This is a genomic window from Pantoea sp. Cy-640, from assembly GCF_011752635.1.
GTDB classification, from domain to species: domain Bacteria; phylum Pseudomonadota; class Gammaproteobacteria; order Enterobacterales; family Enterobacteriaceae; genus Pantoea; species Pantoea dispersa.
The window spans coordinates 23,350-44,297 of sequence record NZ_VWXB01000014.1; the positions used below are offsets into that span (position 1 = coordinate 23,350).

17 protein-coding genes are annotated in these 20,948 nt (G+C 59.1%); 11 read left to right on the forward strand and 6 right to left on the reverse strand.

Features of this window, described 5'->3' with window-relative positions:
* The first annotated feature begins 324 nt into the window (after nt 1-324).
* From glgB to glgP, 5 genes are all read left to right on the forward strand, one after another.
* Nucleotides 325-2,511 (forward strand): 1,4-alpha-glucan branching enzyme, encoded by a 2,187-nt coding sequence (gene glgB, locus F3J36_RS23445; protein ID WP_166720735.1) that lies wholly within the window; start codon nt 325-327, stop codon nt 2,509-2,511.
* Nucleotides 2,511-4,490: a glycogen debranching protein GlgX gene (gene glgX, locus F3J36_RS23450; protein ID WP_166720737.1), complete on the forward strand. Its 1,980-nt coding sequence runs from the start codon at nt 2,511-2,513 to the stop codon at nt 4,488-4,490. Before glgB ends, glgX begins: the two co-directional genes overlap by 1 nt.
* A 10-nt stretch (nt 4,491-4,500) precedes the next feature.
* Nucleotides 4,501-5,793, forward strand: a complete 1,293-nt coding sequence (glgC, locus tag F3J36_RS23455) for a glucose-1-phosphate adenylyltransferase (protein WP_058757590.1) — start codon at nt 4,501-4,503, stop codon at nt 5,791-5,793.
* Nucleotides 5,794-5,855: 62 nt separating this feature from the next.
* Entirely contained in the window at nt 5,856-7,289 is a 1,434-nt protein-coding gene (gene glgA / locus F3J36_RS23460; RefSeq protein ID WP_058757589.1) for a glycogen synthase GlgA, read from the forward strand.
* A 21-nt stretch (nt 7,290-7,310) separates the two neighbouring features.
* The gene (gene glgP, locus F3J36_RS23465; protein WP_058769996.1) at nt 7,311-9,758 is read left to right on the forward strand and encodes a glycogen phosphorylase; all 2,448 of its coding nucleotides are present in this window, start codon (nt 7,311-7,313) and stop codon (nt 9,756-9,758) included.
* Nucleotides 9,759-9,842: 84 nt separating this feature from the next.
* Here glgP and F3J36_RS23470 read toward each other — a convergent pair whose 3' ends face one another.
* Nucleotides 9,843-10,400: a DcrB family lipoprotein gene (locus F3J36_RS23470; RefSeq protein ID WP_166720739.1), complete on the reverse strand. Its 558-nt coding sequence runs from the start codon at nt 10,398-10,400 to the stop codon at nt 9,843-9,845.
* A gap of 115 nt (nt 10,401-10,515) precedes the next feature.
* Complete coding sequence (locus F3J36_RS23475) at nt 10,516-11,181, reverse strand: 7-cyano-7-deazaguanine/7-aminomethyl-7-deazaguanine transporter (protein WP_021508018.1); 666 nt, start codon at nt 11,179-11,181, stop codon at nt 10,516-10,518.
* A gap of 302 nt (nt 11,182-11,483) precedes the next feature.
* Here F3J36_RS23475 and tusA point away from each other — a divergent pair, with 302 nt between their 5' ends.
* The gene (gene tusA / locus F3J36_RS23480; protein WP_021508017.1) at nt 11,484-11,735 is read left to right on the forward strand and encodes a sulfurtransferase TusA; all 252 of its coding nucleotides are present in this window, start codon (nt 11,484-11,486) and stop codon (nt 11,733-11,735) included.
* Nucleotides 11,736-11,753: 18 nt separating this feature from the next.
* Here the strand turns inward: tusA and F3J36_RS23485 are convergent, their stop codons facing one another.
* On the reverse strand, nt 11,754-14,021 hold the full coding sequence (locus F3J36_RS23485; protein ID WP_166720742.1) for a zinc/cadmium/mercury/lead-transporting ATPase: 2,268 nt from the start codon (nt 14,019-14,021) through the stop codon (nt 11,754-11,756).
* Between the two features lie 93 nt (nt 14,022-14,114).
* Nucleotides 14,115-14,744 (reverse strand): lysoplasmalogenase, encoded by a 630-nt coding sequence (locus tag F3J36_RS23490; RefSeq protein ID WP_021508015.1) that lies wholly within the window; start codon nt 14,742-14,744, stop codon nt 14,115-14,117.
* A gap of 162 nt (nt 14,745-14,906) precedes the next feature.
* Between F3J36_RS23490 and F3J36_RS23495 the strand changes: the two genes are divergently transcribed.
* Complete coding sequence (locus tag F3J36_RS23495; protein WP_021508014.1) at nt 14,907-15,263, forward strand: DUF2500 domain-containing protein; 357 nt, start codon at nt 14,907-14,909, stop codon at nt 15,261-15,263.
* A 41-nt stretch (nt 15,264-15,304) separates the two neighbouring features.
* Here the strand turns inward: F3J36_RS23495 and F3J36_RS23500 are convergent, their stop codons facing one another.
* Nucleotides 15,305-15,571 carry a DUF1145 family protein gene (locus tag F3J36_RS23500; RefSeq protein ID WP_021313674.1) on the reverse strand — a complete coding sequence of 89 codons (267 nt, stop codon included), beginning with the start codon at nt 15,569-15,571 and terminating at the stop codon, nt 15,305-15,307.
* On the reverse strand, nt 15,561-16,160 hold the full coding sequence (gene rsmD / locus F3J36_RS23505; protein WP_059009888.1) for a 16S rRNA (guanine(966)-N(2))-methyltransferase: 600 nt from the start codon (nt 16,158-16,160) through the stop codon (nt 15,561-15,563). The genes F3J36_RS23500 and rsmD overlap by 11 nt, the downstream gene beginning before the upstream one ends.
* A gap of 231 nt (nt 16,161-16,391) precedes the next feature.
* Here rsmD and ftsY point away from each other — a divergent pair, with 231 nt between their 5' ends.
* From ftsY to rpoH, 4 genes are all read left to right on the forward strand, one after another.
* Entirely contained in the window at nt 16,392-17,882 is a 1,491-nt protein-coding gene (gene ftsY / locus F3J36_RS23510) for a signal recognition particle-docking protein FtsY (protein ID WP_166720744.1), read from the forward strand.
* Nucleotides 17,883-17,887: 5 nt separating this feature from the next.
* Nucleotides 17,888-18,556 carry a cell division ATP-binding protein FtsE gene (ftsE, locus tag F3J36_RS23515; RefSeq protein WP_021508011.1) on the forward strand — a complete coding sequence of 223 codons (669 nt, stop codon included), beginning with the start codon at nt 17,888-17,890 and terminating at the stop codon, nt 18,554-18,556.
* Nucleotides 18,546-19,532, forward strand: coding sequence for a permease-like cell division protein FtsX (gene ftsX / locus F3J36_RS23520; protein WP_021508010.1), 987 nt, complete (start codon nt 18,546-18,548; stop codon nt 19,530-19,532). The genes ftsE and ftsX overlap by 11 nt, the downstream gene beginning before the upstream one ends.
* Before the next feature lie 240 nt (nt 19,533-19,772).
* On the forward strand, nt 19,773-20,630 hold the full coding sequence (rpoH, locus tag F3J36_RS23525; protein ID WP_021508009.1) for an RNA polymerase sigma factor RpoH: 858 nt from the start codon (nt 19,773-19,775) through the stop codon (nt 20,628-20,630).
* Nucleotides 20,631-20,948 lie beyond the last annotated feature (318 nt).

The window sequence follows — 20,948 nt, forward strand, 5'->3', positions numbered from 1 at the left end:
GGCCTTTTTTCTTTCCACGGGAGTGCAAAACTTAACCCAAATTGCGCCCGACAAGTGATCAGCTTCCCCTTTTTGCTCGCCCGATAACAATTTTTTGCGTTCCACCCTGGCTTCTGCCAACCCCAAGCTATGATTTAACAGTGATGTGCCGGTTGTTAACTGTTTTTACTTTGCGAATGGAATAGTTGTTGTACACGGCCAGGATCTTTCCCACGGAGGGTGTCCTTCCTTGCTGCTGTATGTATGGCTCATGAAAAGCAGCGCACCTATAGCGACAATCCTGTCTCTCCGGTCGCCTGCGCAAAAAATCATAGGAAGAAAGTCATGTCAGAGCTTCCCGATCGCCATGCGATCAATGCCCTTTTCGCCGGGAATTATGCCGACCCCTTCTCAGTACTGGGGATGCACCAGACCACACAAGGTCTTGAAGTGCGTGCGCTGTTACCGGATGCATCCGAAGTCTGGGTGATTGAAACCAACACCGGCCGCAAATGCGCCCAGCTTAAATGTCTTGATTCGCGCGGCTTCTTCAGCGGCGTGATCCCGCGCCGTAAAAACCTGTTTCGCTACCAGCTGGCAGTCAACTGGCACGGCCAGCAAAACCTGATCGACGATGCCTACCGCTTTGGCCCGCTGCTGGCGGAGATGGATGCCTGGCTGCTGGCCGAAGGCACGCACCTGCGGCCGTATGAAACGCTCGGCGCGCACGGCACCACCATTGATGGCGTTGCCGGCACGCGCTTCGCCGTCTGGGCCCCGAACGCGCAGCGCGTTTCGGTGGTAGGCGAGTTTAACTTCTGGGATGGCCGCCGCCATCCGATGCGTTTCCGCCGCGAACTCGGCATCTGGGAGCTGTTTGTCCCCGGCGCGGTTAACGGCCAGTTGTACAAATTCGAGATCATTGATGCGCACGGTCAGATGCGCATCAAAGCCGATCCGTTCGCCTTCGAGGCGCAAATGCGCCCGCAGACCGCCTCGATGATCTGCGGCCTGCCGCCGAAGCTGGAGATGCAGCCACAGCGCAAAATTGCCAACGGCTTTGACCAGCCGATCTCCATTTACGAGGTGCATCTCGGTTCGTGGCGTCGCCACACCGACAACAATTTCTGGCTGAGTTACAAAGAGCTGGCCGAACAGCTGGTGCCCTATGTCAAAGAGATGGGCTTTACCCATATCGAGCTGTTACCGATCAATGAGCATCCGTTCGACGGCAGCTGGGGCTATCAGCCACTCGGCATGTACGCGCCGACGCGCCGCTTCGGCACGCGCGATGAGTTTCGTCACTTTATCGCCGCTGCCCACGAGGCGGGTCTCAACGTGCTGCTCGACTGGGTGCCGGGCCATTTCCCCAGCGACGATTTTGGCCTCGCCAAATTCGACGGTACCGAGCTGTACGAGCACAGCGATCCGCGCGAAGGCTACCATCAGGACTGGAATACGCTGATCTACAACTTTGGCCGGCGCGAGGTCAGCAACTATCTCTCCGGCAATGCGCTGTACTGGATGGAGCGCTTCGGCATTGATGGCCTGCGCGTCGATGCGGTGGCGTCGATGATCTATCGCGACTACAGCCGCAAAGAGGGTGAGTGGGTACCTAACCAGTTTGGCGGCCGTGAAAACCTCGAAGCCATCGCCTTCCTGCGCCATACCAATCGCACGCTGGGCCGCGCCGCACCCGGCAGCATCAGCGTGGCGGAAGAGTCTACCGATTATCCGGGCGTGACGCGGCCATCCGAAGATGGCGGCCTGGGCTTCTGGTTCAAATGGAACCTCGGCTGGATGCATGACACCCTCGACTACATGAAGCTCGATCCGGTGCATCGCCGCTACCATCATCAGCTGATGACCTTCGGCATGCTGTACAACTACACGGAAAACTTCGTGCTGCCGCTGTCGCACGACGAAGTGGTACACGGCAAAAAGTCGATCCTCGACCGCATGCCGGGTGATACCTGGCAGAAATTTGCCAACCTGCGCGCCTATTACGGCTGGATGTGGGGCTTTCCCGGCAAAAAACTGCAGTTTATGGGCAATGAATTCGCCCAGGGTCGGGAATGGAACCACGACACCAGCCTCGACTGGCATCTGCTGGAGGGGCTGGATAACTGGCACCACGGCGTGCAGCGACTGGTACGTGACCTGAACCACAGCTATCGCCACTTTTCGCCGCTCTATCAGCTCGATTTCGATGCCAGCGGCTTCGAGTGGCTGGTGGTCGACGATCACGAAAACTCGGTCTTTGTATTTGTACGCCGCGACCGCGAGGGCAACGAACTGATCGTCGCCAGTAACTTCACGCCGGTGCCGCGTCACAGCTATCGCTTCGGCGTGAATCAGCGCGGCGGCTGGCGCGAAGTGCTGAACACCGATCAGCATGATTATCACGGCAGCGATCTGCGCAATCACGGTATCGTCCATACCGATGACATCGCCAGCCACGGGCGCGCGCAGTCGCTAAGCCTGACGCTGCCGCCGCTCGCCACACTGTGGCTGGTGCGGGAGGGCGATTGATGCTCCAGCCGGGCCAGCCGGTACCGCCGGGTGCCCATTATGACGGGCGCGGCGTCAACTTTACGCTGTTCTCGCGCCACGCGGAGCGGGTGGAGCTGTGCCTGTTTGATGAACAGGGGAGTGAGCAGCGTTTCCCTCTGCCGGCGCGCAGCGGTGACATCTGGCACGGCTATGTTCCGGCGCTAAAGCCGGGGCAGCGCTATGGCTACCGCGTGCATGGGCCGTGGCAGCCAGAGCGCGGTCATCGTTTCAATCCGGCCAAACTGCTGGTCGATCCCTGTGCCAAAGCGGTGTGCGGCGCGGTGCCAGATGACGCGCGCCTGCTGGGTGGAGAGTTGCAGCAGGATGATGCCGACAGCGCTGGCGTTGCGCCCAAATCGCTGGTGATCGCCGACGATTTTGACTGGCAGGACGATTGTGCGCCGCGCACGCCTTGGGGCAAGACGGTGATTTACGAGGCACACGTACGCGGCCTGACGCAGCAGCATCCGGAAATTCCGGAAAGGCTACGCGGGACATATGCGGCGCTGGGGCATCCTGCTATGGTGAGCTATCTGCGCCGGCTGGGTATCACCGCGCTGGAGCTGCTGCCGATAGCCGCGTTTGCCAGCGAGCCGCGCCTGCAACGGCTCGGCCTGAGCAACTACTGGGGCTACAACCCGTTTGCGCTGTGGGCGCTGCATCCGCATTACGCGGCGGGTGAAGCGGGCCAGACGCCGCTGCAGGAGTTTCAGCAGGCGGTAAAAGCGCTGCACGCGGCGGGCATTGAAGTGATTCTGGACGTGGTGTTCAACCACAGCGCCGAGCTGGAAGAGATTGGCCCGACACTGTCGCTGCGCGGCGTCGACAACGCCAGCTATTACTGGCTGGGCGATAACGGTGAATATCACAACTGGACCGGCTGCGGTAATACGCTGAACCTCAGCGATCCGCAGGTGCTTGACTGGGCGCTGGGCGCGCTGCGTTACTGGGTGCAAACCTGCCACGTTGACGGCTTTCGTTTCGATCTTGCCAGCGTGCTCGGGCGCACGCCGGATTATCGCCAGGATGCGCCGCTGTTTGTGGCCATGCAGGCCTGTCCGGTGCTGTCGCAGGTGAAACTGATCGCTGAACCCTGGGATATCGGGCCCGGCGGCTATCAGGTGGGCAACTTTCCGCCCGGCTTCGCCGAATGGAACGACCACTTTCGCGATACGGCGCGCCGCTACTGGCTGCACGGTGAGTTGAGTAACGGTGATTTTGCCCGCCGCTTTGCCGGCTCCAGCGATGTATTTCAGCGCGCGGCGCGTCTGCCGCACGCCAGCATTAATCTGATCACCGCGCACGACGGCTTCACGCTGCGTGACGTGGTGAGTTATAACCAGAAGCATAATCAGGCCAACGGCGAGGATAATCGCGACGGCAGCAGCAGTAATTTCAGCCATAACCATGGTTTTGAAGGGCTGCAGGGCAACTTCGATGTGGTCGAGCGGCGGCGGCGCAGCGTGCACGCGTTGCTGACCACGCTGCTGCTGGCGCAGGGCACGCCGATGCTGCTGGCCGGTGACGAACGCGGTCACAGCCAGCACGGCAACAATAATGCGTACTGTCAGGATAACCCGCTCACCTGGCTGAACTGGCAACAGGATGATTTTGGACTGGTCGACTTCACTGCCGCGTTAATCCGGCTGCGTCAGCATATTCCCGCGCTGACGCAGGACAGTTGGTGGCAGGAGGGCGATGGCAACGTGCAGTGGTTGAATGCCAGCGGCAAACCACTGGAAAGGGATGAGTGGGAACAGGGGATGCACAGACTGCAGATCCTGCTCTCCGGCCGCTGGTTACTAACGATAAACGCCACGGATTCGGTGAGTGACCTTGCCTTACCAGACGGAGAATGGCGAGCCATTCCTCCTTTCGCCGGGGAAGATAACCCCATCCTGACAACTGTCTGGCACGGGCCCGCACACGGCGTGTGTGTGTTCCTAAAGCAATCATAAGGAGTCAGACATGGTGAAATTAGATAGAAACGACCCCCTGATGCTGGCGCGCCAGCTCCCTACACAGACGGTTGCCCTGATCCTTGCTGGCGGGCGCGGTACGCGCCTGAAAGATCTTACCGCCAAACGCGCCAAGCCTGCCGTGCACTTCGGCGGCAAGTTCCGCATCATCGACTTTGCGCTCTCCAACTGTATCAACTCCGGGATTCGGCGCATCGGCGTCATCACCCAATATCAGTCACATACGCTGACGCAGCACATTCAGCGCGGCTGGTCATTGTTCAACGAAGAGATGAATGAGTTTGTCGATCTGCTGCCGGCGCAGCAGCGCGCCTCGACCGAACACTGGTATCGCGGTACCGCCGATGCGGTCACGCAGAATCTCGACATCATTCGCCGCTATAACGCGCAGTACATCGTGATTCTCGCCGGGGATCACATCTACAAAATGGATTACTCGCGCATGCTGCTCGACCACGCCGATCGTGGCGCTAAGTGCACCATCGCCTGTCTGCCCGTACCGCTGCATGAGGCCACCGCGTTTGGCGTGATGGCAGTCGATGCGGACAACAATGTAATCGATTTCGTTGAGAAACCGGCGCAGCCGCCGTCCATGCCGGGCGACGACAGCAAAGCGCTGGCCAGCATGGGCATCTACGTGTTCAACGCCGATTACCTCTATGAGCTGCTGGAGGAGGATTTGCAGATCGCCGACTCGAGCCACGATTTCGGTAAAGATCTGCTGCCGAAGATCGTCGCCAGCGGCGAAGCCTACGCGCATTCCTTCACGCTGTCGTGCGTACAGAACGACGAAAACGCGGAACCTTACTGGCGCGACGTCGGTACGCTGGAAGCTTACTGGCGCGCCAACCTCGATCTGGCCTCGGTGACGCCCGAACTCGATATGTATGATCACGAATGGCCGATTCGTACCCACATGGAGCCGCTGCCGCCGGCCAAATTTGTCCAGGATCGATCCGGCAGTCACGGCATGACCATGAATTCGCTGGTCTCCGGCGGCTGCATTATCTCCGGCTCGGTGGTGGTGAATTCGGTGCTGTTCCCACGCGTGCGCGTTAACTCGTTTTGCAATATTGATTCGGCGGTGCTGCTGCCCGATGTGGTTATCGGGCGATCGTGCCGTTTGCGTCGCTGCGTCATAGACCGTGCCTGCGTCATTCCGGAAGGCATGGTGATTGGCGAAAATCCGGATGAGGATAGTCGCCGTTTTTACCGTTCAGAAGAGGGCATCGTACTGGTGACGCGCGCCATGCTGGCCAAATTGGCCGCTGCGGGTCAGTAAGTGACGAAAGGCAAAGAACATTGCCGCGTGGAACGCGGGCGATAACACAATAGGGGTTCAGGATGCAGGTTTTACATGTCTGTTCAGAGCTTTTCCCGCTGCTAAAAACCGGCGGACTGGCTGATGTCGTCGGCGCATTGCCTCAGGCACAAATTGCCGAAGGTATGGACACGCGGGTGCTGATTCCGGCGTTTCCGGATCTGCGTAAAGGGATTCCTGATACCGAAGTGGTGGCGGAGCTGCAAACCTTTGCCGGGCCGGTCCGCTTGCTGTTTGGGCCCTTCAACGGCGTGGGGATATATTTGATTGATGCGCCGGGACTGTACGATCGTCCCGGCAGCCCGTACCACGATACGTCGCAGTTTGCCTATGTCGATAACTACCTGCGCTTTGCGCTGCTCGGCTGGATGGCGGCCGAGCTGGCCAGCGGGCTGGATACTTACTGGCAGCCGGACATCGTGCACGCGCACGACTGGCACGCCGGTCTGGCTCCGGCCTATATCGCCGCACGCGGACGTCCGGCGAAAACGGTGTTTACCGTGCATAACCTGGCGTATCAGGGGCTGTTTTCCGCGCGGCATCTGGACGAAATCCAGATCCCGCGCGCCTATTTTGAAATGCACGGGCTGGAATTCTACGGCCAGATTTCTTACCTAAAGGCCGGCCTGTTTTATGCCGATCATATAACTGCCGTCAGCCCGACCTATGCGCTGGAGATCACCCGGCCGGAGTTCGGCTACGGCATGGAAGCGCTGCTGGAGCAGCGGCTGCGCGAAGGACGGCTGAGCGGGATTCTCAACGGCGTCGATCCCGGCATCTGGGATCCGGCACACGACCTGCTGCTCACCGCCCGCTACGATCGCGACACGCTGGAGAGCAAAGCGGAGAATAAACGTCAGCTGCAGATTGCCATGGGGCTGAAGGTTGATGACAAAGTGCCGGTGTTCTGCGTTATCAGCCGTTTAACCAAACAGAAAGGGCTGGATCTGGTGCTGGAAGCACTGCCGGGACTGCTGGCACAGGGCGGGCAACTGGTGCTGCTGGGCCAGGGCGATGCGGAACTGCAGCAGGGCTTCCTCGCCGCAGCTGCTGAGCATCCGGGCAGCGTCGGCGTGCAAATTGGTTATCACGAAGCGTTCTCGCACCGCATTGTCGGTGGCGCGGACGTCATTATGGTGCCCAGCCGTTTCGAACCGTGCGGTCTGACGCAGTTGTACGGCCTGAAATATGGCACGCTGCCGCTGGTCAGGCGCACCGGTGGTCTGGCGGATACCGTACAGGACAGCTCGCTGGAAAACCTCGCCGACGGCGTAGCCAGCGGCTTCAGCTTCGAAGACAGCAATGCCTGGTCACTGCTGCGCGCGATTCGTCGTGCTTTTGTTTTATGGTCCCGTCCTTCACTCTGGCGTTATGTTCAGCGCCAGGCGATGGGGATGGATTTTAGTTGGCAGGTGGCAGCACAAGCCTACCGCGATCTTTATCAACGCTTGCTGTAATGAGAGATTGGGATACCGCATATGAACGCACCTTTCACCTATGCCTCACCCACGCTGACGGTTGACGCCCTCAAGCACTCAATCGCCTATAAGCTGATGTTTACCATTGGTAAAGATCCGTCGATCGCCAACAAGCATGAGTGGCTGAACGCCGCGCTGCTGGCGGTACGCGATCGCATGGTGGAGCGCTGGCTGCGCTCCAGCCGTGCGCAACTGTCGCAGGATGTGCGCCAGGTTTATTACCTGTCGATGGAGTTCCTGATGGGGCGCACGCTGGGCAATGCCTTGCTGGCGATGGGCATCTATGACGACCTCAACCAGGCGCTGGATGAGATGGGACTCGACCTCAGCGAGCTGATGGAAGAAGAGAATGACCCCGGGCTCGGCAACGGCGGTCTTGGCCGGCTGGCGGCCTGCTTCCTCGACTCGCTGGCCACGCTGGGCCTGCCCGGGCGCGGCTACGGCATTCGCTACGATTACGGCATGTTCAAACAGAACATTGTTGACGGCCAGCAGCGTGAATCGCCGGATTACTGGCTGGAGTACGGCAACCCGTGGGAGTTCCAGCGCTTTAACACCCGCTACAAAGTGCGTTTTGGCGGGCGGTTGCAGCATGAAGGCAGCCGGGTGCGCTGGGTTGAGACCGAAGAGATCGTGGCGATGGCCTACGATCAGATCATCCCTGGCTTCGACACCGATGCCACCAACACGCTGCGGCTGTGGGGTGCGCAGGCCAGTAACGAAATCAACCTCGGCAAGTTCAATCAGGGCGACTACTTCGCGGCGGTGGAAGATAAAAACCACTCGGAGAACGTTTCGCGCGTGCTCTATCCCGACGACTCGACCTACTCCGGGCGCGAGCTGCGTCTGCGTCAGGAGTATTTTCTCGTCTCCGCCACGGTGCAGGATATCCTCAATCGCCACTGGCAGATGCATGAAACCTGGGACAACCTGGCCGACAAAATTGCCATCCACCTCAACGATACCCATCCGGTGCTGGCGATTCCCGAGCTGATGCGTCTGCTGATTGATGAGCACAAGTTTACCTGGGACGACGCCTTTGAAGTCACCTGCCAGGTGTTCTCGTACACCAACCATACGCTGATGAGCGAAGCGCTGGAGACCTGGCCGGTGGACATGATCGGCAAGATCCTGCCGCGTCACCTCAGCATCATCTTCGAAATCAATGACTACTTCCTGAAGACCATTCAGGACTACTATCCGGACGACTGGGATCTGATGGCGCGCATCTCGATCATCGACGAAAACGATGGTCGCCGCATCCGCATGGCGTGGCTGGCGGTGGTGGTTAGCCACAAGGTCAACGGCGTGTCGGAGCTGCACTCTAATCTAATGGTGCAGTCGCTGTTCGCCGATTTTGCCCGCCTGTTCCCGGGGCGCTTCTGCAATAAAACCAACGGCGTGACGCCGCGCCGCTGGCTGGCGCTGGCTAACCCGGCCTTGTCAGAAGTGCTGGATGACGCCATTGGCCGCACCTGGCGTACCGATCTGGCTCAGCTGAGCGAGCTGGTGCCGCACATTGACTATCCGGCGTTTATTGAACAGATCGCCGATGCCAAGTTCGCCAACAAAAAGCGCCTCGCGGAGTGGGTGGCGAAGAATATGGATATCGTGCTGGATCCGCAGGCGCTGTTCGACGTGCAGATCAAGCGTATTCACGAATACAAACGTCAGCTGCTGAACGTGCTGCACGTCATCACGCGTTACAACCGCATCAAAGCCGATCCGACCGCGGAGTGGGTGCCGCGCGTCAATATCTTCGCCGGGAAAGCGGCGTCGGCCTATTACGTCGCCAAGCACATCATTCACCTGATCAACGATGTCGCCAACGTGATCAACAACGATCCGCAGGTGAAGAACAAGCTGAAGGTGGTGTTTATCCCTAACTACGGCGTCAGCCTGGCGCAGATCATCATTCCGGCGGCGGATCTCTCCGAGCAGATCTCTACCGCCGGCACCGAAGCCTCCGGCACCAGTAACATGAAATTTGCGCTAAACGGCGCGCTGACCATCGGTACGCTGGACGGGGCCAACGTGGAGATGCGCGAGCACGTCGGCGCAGAGAATATCTTTATCTTCGGCAACACCACGCCGCAGGTGGAGAAGCTGCGCACTGAGGGCTATAACCCGCGCAAATACTATGAAGAGGATGCGGAACTGCACCAGGCGCTGACGCAAATCGCCAGCGGCGTCTTCAGCCCACAGGAGCCGGGGCGCTACCGTAACCTGTTCGACGCGCTGGTCAACTTTGGCGATCACTATCAGCTGCTGGCGGATTACCGCAGTTATGTGGATACCCAGGATAAGGTAGATAAGCTTTATCGTCAGCCGGAAGAGTGGCAGCGGCGTGCGGCGCTGAACATCGCCAATATGGGTTATTTCTCCGCCGACCGTACCATTCAGGAGTACGCGGATGAGATCTGGCATATTTCGCCGGTGAGGTTATAAACGAGGCACATTCTGTAGCGGCGCAATTTATTGCGCGGTTTTTAACAACGCGCGATAAATCGCGCCGCTACCGTTGGTGCAAACTTACTTCAGGGTAATGCTCTTCACAATCGCATCGGCATCGCTCTGCGCCTGCTGCTGATTGTCGGCGGGCAGGGTGATCTGCAGTGTCAGCAGTTTACCGTCCACCTTCGCCAGAATAACCGAGGACCAGGAGGTCTGGTTATTGGCGGAAATCACCGTATCCAGCTGCTGTGCCGGCTGGTCTTTCAGCGTCACCGTTTTGTTCGACACCACCTGCAGCTGCGGATCGCGGTTGCGCTGCTGCTGCTCCAGACGCTGAGCCAGCGCATCCAGTCCTTCACTGGTCGGATCGCCCGCAATCACGATAATTGCGCGCTGGCCGGTTTCATCGGCATACACGTGCATATTGGTGGATTCCGAACCCAGCTTGCCGCTCTTATCCGACATGCCTGCTGGCAGGCTGAAACTCAGCTTACCGTCCATCAGGTTCACCGTCTGTGCTGACTGACTGGCGCTGGCGCCGTTGCTGTTTGCCGCCGTGTCGTCTTTCTTCTGATCACACGCCGCCAGGCCTAACACCAGCAGGCCGATGCCCGCATATTTCACTAAGTTACGCATTCTTATCCCTTCGTAAGGTTTCCATCAGCCGTTATCAAAACGGAATCGGTGCTTAAAAGCAATCAGCGCTTTGTCAGGAAATCTTAGCGTGCCGTGGCGTTTCGTCTACGTTCAATTAGCCGAAATTCATCTGGCGCTGAGCCGAACGTTCCGCCAGACGCTTAAGTGCCGCATTGAGCAGAACACCGTAAGCAGGCAGGAAGAAAACCATGCAGATCAGCACTTTGAAGCTGTAATCCACCAGTGCGATCTCCACCCAGTGGCTGGCCATGAACGGGTCCGGACTCTTATAAAAGGCGATAAAGAAGAAGGCCAGCGTATCGCTGATATTGCCGAGGAACATGGCACAGGCAGGCGCAATCCACCACTGCGGCAGTTTACGCAGGCGGTTAAACACGTGCACGTCAAGGATCTGCCCCAGCGCATAGGCCATAAAGCTGGCGCAGGCGATACGCGCCACGAACAGATTGACCTCCTGCAGCGAGGCCCAGCCCTGCCACGCGCCCTGATAAAACACGCACGACACGATGTAGGAGATAAACAGCGCCGGAATCATCACCGCAAGGATAATGCGCCGTGCCAGCGGTGCGCCAAAAATACGCACGGTGAGATCGGTGGCGAGAAAAATAAACGGGAAGCTAAACGCACCCCAGGTGGTGTGGAAACCGAAAATCGCGACCGGCAGCTGCACCAGATAGTTACTGGAGGTAATCACCAGCAGGTGAAACAGCGACAGCCAGAATAGCGCATGCATGCGCTGACGAGCAGAGAAGTTGATCATAAAGGCCTTTTTAGTAATGGGGTGAGGGAACCCATCCTCTTCATACTTCAGGTTTTATGTGCGTTGGCTGCGCCTGCTCACCCCAGTCACTTACTTCAGTAAGCTCCTGAGGTGAGCAGGCTTGCCGCCTTCCTAAAACCTGAATTATTTTGAGGAATTGGCAATAACATTAAAAAATCGGACGGCATCTTAGCGTGTTGCGCAACAAATGCAATGGTTAATTTTAACGCAATCGTTCTCGCCTTGCGCGCGCGCTGTAGCGCGTTAGAATGAGCGCCCACCCTGAATAAAGACAGAGAATCATGAGCGATCCTTTTTCCGCTGCGGACCATACGCTTGATGCGCTTGGGCTGCGCTGCCCGGAGCCGGTGATGATGGTGCGCAAAACTGTGCGTACCATGCAGGCGGGCGAAACGTTGCTGATCATCGCCGACGATCCGGCGACCACGCGTGATATTCCCGGCTTCTGCCGCTTTATGGAGCATCAGCTGCTGGCACAGCAGACCGAGAGCCTGCCGTACCAGTATCTGATCCAGAAAGGCGCGGATGCCTGATCGCGGCATCCGCCCGCCTCAGCGCTGACGCAGCAGGCGCAGCGCGTTGGCGGTGACCAGCGCGGTGGCACCGGAATCGGCCAGCACCGCCAGCCACAGGCCGGTAAAGCCGAGCAGCGTGGTGACGAGGAAAATCGCCTTCAGCCCCAGCGCCAGCGCAATATTCTGACGGATAATGGCGCGCGTGCGGCGTGCCAGCTGCACGGTGCGCGGCAGAATCGCCAGGTTATTCTGCGTCAGAGCCGCATCGGCCGCTTCCAGCGCCACATCGGTGCCGCTGCCCATGGCAATCCCCAGCGTTGCGGCCTTCATGGCTGGCGCATCGTTGATGCCATCGCCGACCATCGCCAGCGGCTGCTGCTCGCCCAGTTCACGCACGGCGGCTACCTTATCCGCAGGCAACAGAGCGGCGCGATAGCTGATGCCGAGTTCGGCGGCTATCGCGGCGGCGGCGCGCGGATTATCGCCGGTCAGCATCACGCTATGAATTCCCAGCGCCTGCAGCGCCGCCAGCGCACTGCGGGCCTCCTCGCGCAGCAAATCCTGCAGCGCCAGCAGCCCGAGCGGCTGTGCTTCGCGCAACAGCACCACCACAGTTTTGCCCTGTGCCTCCAGCTGCGCAATCTGCTGCTGCTGCGCGTCACTCAGCGCCGCCACATCACGCGGTGCCAGCAGTTGATGCATCACGCCGTTGATCTGCGCGCGAATGCCGCTGCCGGCCAGCGTTAGCTGATGCTGCGCCGGCGGAATCACCTGCTGCTGGCGCTGCGCTTCCGCGACTATCGCCCGCGCCAGCGGATGGCCGGAGCCCTGCTCGATAGCGGCCGCGAGGCTGAGCAGCTGTTGCTGTGTATCCGTGCCAAACGGATGCACGTCGGTGACCTGCGGTTTACCGGCGGTCAGGGTGCCGGTTTTATCAAACGCCAGTGCCTGCACCCGGCTGAGGCGTTCCAGCGCCGCGCCGCCTTTAATCAGCGCGCCCTGGCGAGCCGCCGCTGCCAGGCCGGAAGTGATAGCGGCAGGCGTGGAGATCACCAGCGCGCACGGACAGCCAATCAGCAGCAGCGTCAGCCCTTTGTAGATCCACGGCAGCCAGGCGCCTAATCCGAGCAGCGGCGGCAGCACCATCACCAGCAGTGCCAGCAGCATGATGGCCGGCGTGTAGAGGCGGCTGAAGCGATCGATAAAACGCTCCACCGGCGCGCGGTGACTTTCAGCTTCTTCTATCAGCTGCAGAATGCGGTCGATAGCGCTGTGGCCCGGCTGTGAGGTCACGCGCAGCGTCACCAGCCGATCCACGCTGGTGGCGCCTGCCATCACGGCATCGCCCGGCTGATGGGCCACCGGTAGCGATTCGCCGGTCAGCGCGCTTTCATCAAAGCTGGCGCTGGCGTGCAGCAGCTCGGCATCGGCGGGCAGACGACCGCCTGCCGCCACTTCAATCACATCGCCGGGCTGGAGCGCCGCCAGTGCCACCTGCTCACGCTGTGTGCCATTGACGCGCGTGGCGGTGTCCGGACGCAGCGCCATCAGCGCGGTGACGCCACGGCGCGCCCGCGCGGCGGCATAGGCTTCCAGCCGTTCTCCCAGCTGAAACAGCAGCAGCACCATGGCAGCTTCGGCATGGGCGCCAATCACCAGCGCGCCCGCGGCGGCGAGGGTCATCAGGGTTTCAATGCTGAACGGCGAGCCGCTGCGTATGGCCTGCCACGCGCTGCGGGCTACCGGCGCCAGACCGACCAGCGTGGTAAGCACAAACAGGCGATCGCCCCATAGCGGCGTGAGCTGGCTCAGCAGCCAGCTGGCGATCATCAACAGCGTGAGCAGTATGAGTGAGGCATTATCGCGCCAGCGGCGCGCCGCCGGTGCGGGGTTCTCAGTGGATTTCAGGCTAAAGCCGGCGTGGTTAACGGCCTGTTCGATAGCCGGACGAATATCGCTGTGCGCCTCCACCAGCAGATTTTCACTGGAGAATATCACCCGCGCGCTGGCGACCTGCGGCAGCTTTTGCACGGCGGTTTCGATTTTGCGGGCGCAGCTCGGGCAGTCCATGCCGGCAATCTGCCAGCGGAACTGATAGGACGCGGATGCGCGCCTGTCGCTATCGGCGTCGCCGCCGCCGGGACTGTCGTCATCGCTGGTGCAGCAGCCGCAATCGCTGGACGCGGCCACCGGTTGCGCGGCGGAAATCTTCAGGGATGCAGGCTGAACGCTGCGTACCGCGCACAGCGGTTTTGGCTGACGGTGTGATTTGCCACAGCGGCAAGAGTGGGCATGTTGATGCATGTGACCTCCGGTTGCAGAAGCGGGCCGATGCCCGCAGTCTGCATGCTACACTCTGGAGTGGACTCCAGAGTCAAGCGGTGAGGTCACTTTTTTTCAGTACAGCCACAGTGAACGCACAATCATGAAGTGACCGGCGAAGTAGCAGGCGGCAACGATGGCGCTGTCAGCGCTGAAGCGACGGCGATAGTGCGAGATAAACCACACGATGTTAGCCAGCAACAGCAGCACGGCACCCACCAGCAGCGAGAAACTGTAATCGGTCGGACGGAAGAAGTAATTTTCCGCCGCCATCCAGTTCATCACCAGCGTCATGCCAATCAGCGTACAGATCGGCCAGCGCAGCGTATCCAGTTTTGACCAGATAATGGCGATCACGATGATACCAATCACCAGGAAGGTGAGCGGAATCGGCCAGAAGAAGCTCATGGTCATGTGCGCGGCAAAGCTGATGGTGTACAGCAGATGCGAGAGGAAAAAGGCGCCGAGCGCATACAGCATCTGCTGACGCGGCAGCAGGGTTAACGCATCGCCCACCAGCGTAGCGACCAGGCCAGCCAGAATCAGGTAGTCGGTGGTGTTAAGCGTGGGAGCCTGCCACGCCCAGGCAACCAGCAACAGCAGCGTAACGGGTTTGAACAGCCAGCGCTGCCACTGCGGGCCGCGGTAGGAGGCATCGACATACAGCCAACCGGAAAAAAGGACTGCAAGGAAAGACCAAAGCATTTTTTCTCCCTTTTGTGAACGTGTCGCCCACATTGATGAATTTTCCCAAAATCGCGATCTCAGTTTAAGTTACTGGCGGCAAATGTGACAATCGGGCAACTCTGGTTGTATGCTTTGGCGTCTTTTATCTGTTAACCCCCGACGTAAAGTGCGAGAGAAAACATGAGCAAACCACCGCTAATCTTTTTTATCGTCCTGGCTGTAATTGCCATCCTGGCAACCCGTCAGTTTATCAAGCAGCGCCGCGAAGCCGCGGTCAACGACGCTTCACCGGTGCGCTCAATGAGTGTGGAAGTGAAAACCAAGCGAGAGTTTCCGGCCCCCAATCGCCGTTCGCGTCAGCGCGAAGAGATTGTGGCGGAAGAGATGAAGTATGAAGCCTGGTTCCATCCGCTGAACGGCGCCGGTGATTTTAAGGTCAACGTCAGCGCCAGCGATTATCACCAGATGGACAAAGGCGTGAAGGGCGAGCTGAAAATGCAGGGCACGCGCTTTGTCAGCTTTACCCCGGCGCAATAGGCACTAAAGTGCACGGGGCTGAAGCCGCGCGCTGCCTTGCGTTACGACGGATAGTGCTTTTTCTGCCACGCCAGCAGTTCAAATACGCCAAAGAAGAATATTTTCGCCTGAGTGGCGCGGCTCAGCTTTGGCGCTTCCTTCGGCTGCGTAGCACGCAGCAGCACCAGCTGCAGGCCGTGCATCACCACCATAAAGAACAGCGCAACGTGGACAAAGTAGCGCAGCGGCGTCGGGAAGGGGTGCACCAGGTTAAGCAGCAGAAATGCCCAGACGCAAATCATCAGCAAACGTCCCAGATTAAGCCACATCATCGGTCTCCTGTTGGCGTTGATAGAGGCGATAGGCCACCTGACCGGCAATCTTCTCGCGATACAGATCCCAGTTAGCCGGTGCCAGCGGGGTGCCGTGTTCCACTTCGCTCTCAACATAAATCAGCGCGTGGGCGGCGAGCCAGCCATTGTTCTCCAGCAGCGTTAGTGTCTCCTGCAGCAGGCCTTTGCGGAACGGCGGATCAACAAACACCACGTCAAACGGCTCGCCGGGCTGGCTTAGCCACTGCAGCGTATTGGTCTGGACGACGCTGGCGTTACTGGCGCGCAGCGTGTGCAGGTTTTGCGTCAGCTGCTGCGCCACGTGACGTTCCAGTTCCAGCAGGGTCGCGGAGGCGGCATAGCGCGACAGCGCTTCTAAGCCCAGCGCGCCGCTGCCGGCATAGCAATCGAGGCAGCGCGCCTGCTGGATATCCGGCGCCAGCCAGTTGAATAGCGTTTCACGCACGCGATCGGTGGTCGGGCGCAGGCCGGCGCTGTCTGGCACCGGCAATTTGCGGCCGCGCCACTGTCCGCCAATCAGGCGAATCTGGCCTGCCGCGCCGCTGTTGCGGGGGGATTTACTCATTTCGCTCACAACTCGTCATAATTTGTTGCGTAGTTTAACGGGCGTAGCAGGCAGAAGAAACGTTAAAAAAGGGTGCTGTGGTGCGCTGGCAGGAAAGTGTTAGACTACTAAGTTGATAAAGCGGACGTAATTGCCTGATTTTTACGCCGCTCACGCGCGAAAAAGTGAATTTTTTATCCCCTGGGAACAGCGTGCTACCGGGAATAAGCCATCGAGGAGTGTGGTCACACAATGGCAAAAGAGAAAAAACGCGGCTTTTTTTCCTGGCTGGGCTTTGGCAAAGAAGAGCAGCAGCCGACCGATCAACCGGCACCCGCCGCTGAAGAGAGCGCGTTAGCAAGCGCCGAAGCGCAGGCCGCCGAAACCGTGATCGTCACTGAACAGGTGGCAGAACAGCAGGCCGAATCGCCGGTTCACGCCGACGCTGAAACGCATCCCGTCAAGGAAGCAGAAACCGCAGCCGAATCCGACGCTAACGCAGATGACGCAGAAATTGCTGCCGTCAGCGTGATTGAAGAAGAGTTACTGCCGGAAGATCATCCGCAGCCGGAGCTGATGCCGGTTGAAGAGGAACCGCAGGCTGAAGAACTGATTATTGAAGCACCGGTTTTATCTGAGGAGCCTCAGCCAGAGGACGCAGAGGACGCAGACGCACCGCTGAGCGATGAAGAGCTGGAAGCACTGGCGTTAGCGGAAACCTATGCCGAAGACGCGGCAGAAGAGCGCGTGGCGACAGACACCGTGAGCGATCTGCCGCTGGCGGCCGCGCCGATCGTGGCCCAGGAGCAGGAGCGCCCCACCAAAGAGGGCTTCTTTGCCCGCCTGAAACGCAGCCTGGTCAAAACGCGTGAAAACCTCGGATCCGGCTTTATCAGCCTGTTCCGCGGCAAAAAAATCGATGACGAGCTGTTTGAAGAGCTGGAAGAGCAGCTGCTGATTGCCGATGTCGGCGTGGAAACCACGCGCCGCATCATCACCAGCCTGACGCAACAGGCCAGCCGTAAGCAGCTGCGCGATGCTGAAGCGCTGTATGGCCTGCTGAAGGCTGAAATGGCCGGCATTCTGGAAAAGGTCGATGCTCCGCTGGACGTGGCGGGCAAAACGCCGTTCGTTATCCTGATGGTCGGCGTTAACGGCGTGGGTAAAACCACCACCATCGGTAAGCTGGCGCGTCAGTATCAGGCGCAGGGCAAGTCCGTTATGCTGGCGGCGGGGGACACCTTCCGCGCGGCGGCGGTAGAGCAGCTGCAGGTCTGGGGCCAGCGCAACAATATTCCGGTGGTCGCGCAGCATACGGGCGCGGATTCTGCGTCGGTTATTTTTGACGCCATCCAGGCGGCGAAATCGCGCCACGTTGACGTGCTGATCGCCGATACCGCCGGCCGCCTGCAGAACAAAGCGCACCTGATGGAAGAGCTGAAAAAAATCACCCGCGTGATGAAGAAGCTGGACGAAGAGGCACCGCATGAGGTGATGCTGACGATTGACGCCAGCACCGGCCAGAACGCCATCAGCCAGGCGAAGCTGTTCCACGAAGCGGTCGGCCTGACCGGCATCACCCTGACCAAGCTCGACGGCACCGCAAAAGGTGGCGTGATCTTCTCGGTGGCCGATCAGTTTGGCATTCCGATTCGTTATATCGGTGTCGGGGAAGGCATCGAAGATTTACGGCCGTTTAAGGCCGCCGACTTTATTGAGGCACTGTTTGCCCGAGAGGAATAATTGGCATGATTCGCTTTGAAGAGGTCAGTAAGGCTTATCTGGGAGGACGCCAGGCGCTGCAGGGCGTGGATTTCCATTTGCGTCCCGGTGAGATGGCGTTTCTGACCGGCCACTCAGGCGCGGGGAAAAGTACCTTACTGAAGCTGATTTGTGGCATTGAGCGCCCGAGCGCCGGGCAAATCTGGTTCAGCGGTCACGATATTTCCCGGCTGCGTCACAGCGAAGTGCCTTTCCTGCGCCGCCAGATCGGCATGATTTTCCAGGATCACCACCTGCTGATGGATCGTTCGGTCTACGACAACGTGGCGATCCCGCTGATTATTTCCGGGGCCAGCGGCGAGGATATTCGCCGTCGCGTGTCGGCGGCGCTGGACAAAGTCGGCCTGCTCGACAAAGCAAAAAGTTATCCGATTCAGCTCTCTGGCGGTGAACAGCAGCGCGTCGGCATTGCCCGCGCGGTAGTGAATAAACCGGCCGTGCTGCTGGCGGATGAACCGACCGGTAACCTCGATAATGCGCTGTCGGAAGATATTTTGCGCCTGTTTGAAGAGTTCAACCGCGTGGGCGTTACGGTACTGATGGCGACGCACGACATCGGGCTGATCGCACGCCGCAATTATCGCGTGATGACGCTTAATCAGGGACGTCTGCACGGAGGCCACGATGGTCAATAAACGTAACAAGCGTCCGGCTGCGCCGAAAACGGCGAAGCAGCCGTCAAAGAGCAAAGCGCTGAAGGGCGGCTGGCAGGAGCAGTGGCGCTACGCGTGGCGCGGTACGCTGTCCGACATGTATCGTCAGCCGCTGGCGACGCTGCTGACTGTAATGGTGATCGCGATTTCGCTGACGCTGCCCAGCGTGTGCTACATGGTGTGGAAAAACGTCAGCCAGGCCGCCGCGCAGTGGTACCCGGCGCCGCAGCTGACGGTTTACCTCGACAAAGCGCTGGATGACACGGCGGCAGAGAACGTGACCGCCGAGCTGAAAAAGCTCGATGGCGTGGACAAGGTGAACTACCTGACGCGTGAAGAGGCGCAAAGCGAGTTCCGCAACTGGTCCGGCTTTGGTGGTGCGATGGATATGCTGGAGCAGAACCCGCTGCCGGCGGTGGCGATCATCACGCCGAAGCTGAACTTCCAGAACTCCGATACCATGGCCAATCTGCGCGATCGCGTAGCGAAAGTGCAGGGCGTGGATGAAGTGCGCATGGATGACAGCTGGTTTGCGCGTTTAGCCGCACTCACCGGGCTGGTGGGGCAGGTGGCGTCAATGATCGGCCTGCTGATGGTGGTGGCGGTGTTCCTGGTGATTGGCAACAGCGTGCGTCTGAGCATTTTTGCCCGGCGTGACACCATCAACGTGCAGAAGCTGATTGGCGCGACCGATGGCTTTATTCTGCGGCCCTTCCTCTACGGCGGCGCGCTGCTCGGTTTTAGCGGTGCGGTGCTGTCGCTGATTCTGTCGGAAGTGCTGGTGCTGCGCCTGCAGTCGGTGGTGGCGCAGGTCGCCTCTGTCTTCGGTACCAGCTTCGCGCTGGAGGGCTTTTCGTGGGATGAAGGTCTGCTGCTGCTGTTAATCGCGGCCATCATCGGCTGGATTGCCGCCTGGCTGGCGACGGTGCAACATTTACGTCGTTTTACGCCGCAGTAACCCATAGCAACGATTTTTTGATATACTCTTCCTCTGCTGCCGACGACCTGGGAGCAGAGGATTTCTCCGATTTCCCCCGCCGTCATCTGTGTGTAAAATATTCACTGCTATAATTGAACTTGTGGATAACTTTGACGTCCAAGTAGCACAGATTGCTTTTGGTTTTCACGCGTCGTTGACATAATGTAACGGCTGCGCAGGGAAACGAGCAGCAAGTCCATTGAATTTGTGAGGGTTTGAATGACCAAAGAAATGCAAACTTTAGCGATTGCTCCTCTGGGCAACCTGGAATCTTACGTCCGGGCTGCTAACAACTGGCCGGTATTAACGGCAGAAGAGGAAAAAGCACTGGCTGAGCGGCTGCATTACCAGGGCGATCTGGATGCAGCTAAGACGCTGATCCTGTCTCACCTGCGCTTTGTTGTTCATATCGCTCGTAACTATTCCGGTTACGGCCTGCCGCAGGCGGACCTGATCCAGGAAGGTAACATCGGCCTGATGAAGGCGGTGCGTCGCTTCAACCCGGAAGTCGGGGTGCGTCTGGTGTCGTTTGCCGTGCACTGGATCAAAGCGGAGATTCACGAGTACGTGCTGCGTAACTGGCGTATCGTGAAAGTTGCCACCACCAAAGCACAGCGCAAACTGTTCTTTAACCTGCGTAAAACCAAGCAGCGTCTCGGCTGGTTCAATCAGGATGAAGTCGAAATGGTGGCGCGCGAGCTGGGTGTCAGCAGCAAAGACGTGCTGGAAATGGAGTCGCGCATGGCGGCCCAGGATATGACCTTCGACATGTCGTCTGATGACGATGCGGGCGAAGGCAAGCCGATGGCACCGGTGCTGTATCTGCAGGATAAAACCTCTGACTTTGCTGACGGCATCGAAGAGGATAACTGGGATGCGCACGCCGCTGATAAGCTGAGCGATGCAATGCTGAGCCTCGATGAGCGTAGCCAGCATATTATCCGCGCCCGCTGGCTGGATGATGACAACAAAACCACGCTGCAGGAGCTGGCCGACCAGTACGGTGTGTCTGCCGAGCGCGTGCGTCAGCTGGAAAAGAACGCCATGAAGAAACTGCGTATGGCGATTGAAGCCTGATTAACGGCTGACAGATAAATGGGGCGACCAGCGGGTCGCCCTTTTTTATGCGCGCAATAACCTGCGATGACGTATGACCTGTGCGGATTACAGCACGGTCGCCATGAATGGCGTCCCTGCAGGACACGCATGCATATGCATCGTTAATCACGACCCCACGCAATCTGTACGCTCGTTCGCAATCCCCGTAGGGTGCGCATTCAGGTACAAACCGGCCACATGGGTAACACTTTAGACCGGGCACATGGGTAACAGTTATAAACGGCATAGCAGAGGAGACTCACTATGCCCTGGACTGAGACTGTTACCATGCAACGC

What these genes read in the sequence shown, in the direction of transcription:
- F3J36_RS23495 (WP_021508014.1), top strand. Translation starts at nt 14,907, where the DNA reads ATGAGCAAACCACCGCTAATCTTTTTTATCGTCCTGGCTGTAATTGCC.
- ftsE (WP_021508011.1), top strand. Translation starts at nt 17,888, where the DNA reads ATGATTCGCTTTGAAGAGGTCAGTAAGGCTTATCTGGGAGGACGCCAG.
- glgB (WP_166720735.1), top strand. Translation starts at nt 325, where the DNA reads ATGTCAGAGCTTCCCGATCGCCATGCGATCAATGCCCTTTTCGCCGGG.
- glgP (WP_058769996.1), top strand. Translation starts at nt 7,311, where the DNA reads ATGAACGCACCTTTCACCTATGCCTCACCCACGCTGACGGTTGACGCC.
- glgX (WP_166720737.1), top strand. Translation starts at nt 2,511, where the DNA reads ATGCTCCAGCCGGGCCAGCCGGTACCGCCGGGTGCCCATTATGACGGG.
- ftsY (WP_166720744.1), top strand. Translation starts at nt 16,392, where the DNA reads ATGGCAAAAGAGAAAAAACGCGGCTTTTTTTCCTGGCTGGGCTTTGGC.
- F3J36_RS23485 (WP_166720742.1), bottom strand. Translation starts at nt 14,021, where the DNA reads ATGCATCAACATGCCCACTCTTGCCGCTGTGGCAAATCACACCGTCAG.
- tusA (WP_021508017.1), top strand. Translation starts at nt 11,484, where the DNA reads ATGAGCGATCCTTTTTCCGCTGCGGACCATACGCTTGATGCGCTTGGG.
- rpoH (WP_021508009.1), top strand. Translation starts at nt 19,773, where the DNA reads ATGACCAAAGAAATGCAAACTTTAGCGATTGCTCCTCTGGGCAACCTG.
- F3J36_RS23475 (WP_021508018.1), bottom strand. Translation starts at nt 11,181, where the DNA reads ATGATCAACTTCTCTGCTCGTCAGCGCATGCATGCGCTATTCTGGCTG.
- glgC (WP_058757590.1), top strand. Translation starts at nt 4,501, where the DNA reads ATGGTGAAATTAGATAGAAACGACCCCCTGATGCTGGCGCGCCAGCTC.
- glgA (WP_058757589.1), top strand. Translation starts at nt 5,856, where the DNA reads ATGCAGGTTTTACATGTCTGTTCAGAGCTTTTCCCGCTGCTAAAAACC.
- rsmD (WP_059009888.1), bottom strand. Translation starts at nt 16,160, where the DNA reads ATGAGTAAATCCCCCCGCAACAGCGGCGCGGCAGGCCAGATTCGCCTG.
- F3J36_RS23470 (WP_166720739.1), bottom strand. Translation starts at nt 10,400, where the DNA reads ATGCGTAACTTAGTGAAATATGCGGGCATCGGCCTGCTGGTGTTAGGC.
- F3J36_RS23500 (WP_021313674.1), bottom strand. Translation starts at nt 15,571, where the DNA reads ATGTGGCTTAATCTGGGACGTTTGCTGATGATTTGCGTCTGGGCATTT.
- ftsX (WP_021508010.1), top strand. Translation starts at nt 18,546, where the DNA reads ATGGTCAATAAACGTAACAAGCGTCCGGCTGCGCCGAAAACGGCGAAG.
- F3J36_RS23490 (WP_021508015.1), bottom strand. Translation starts at nt 14,744, where the DNA reads ATGCTTTGGTCTTTCCTTGCAGTCCTTTTTTCCGGTTGGCTGTATGTC.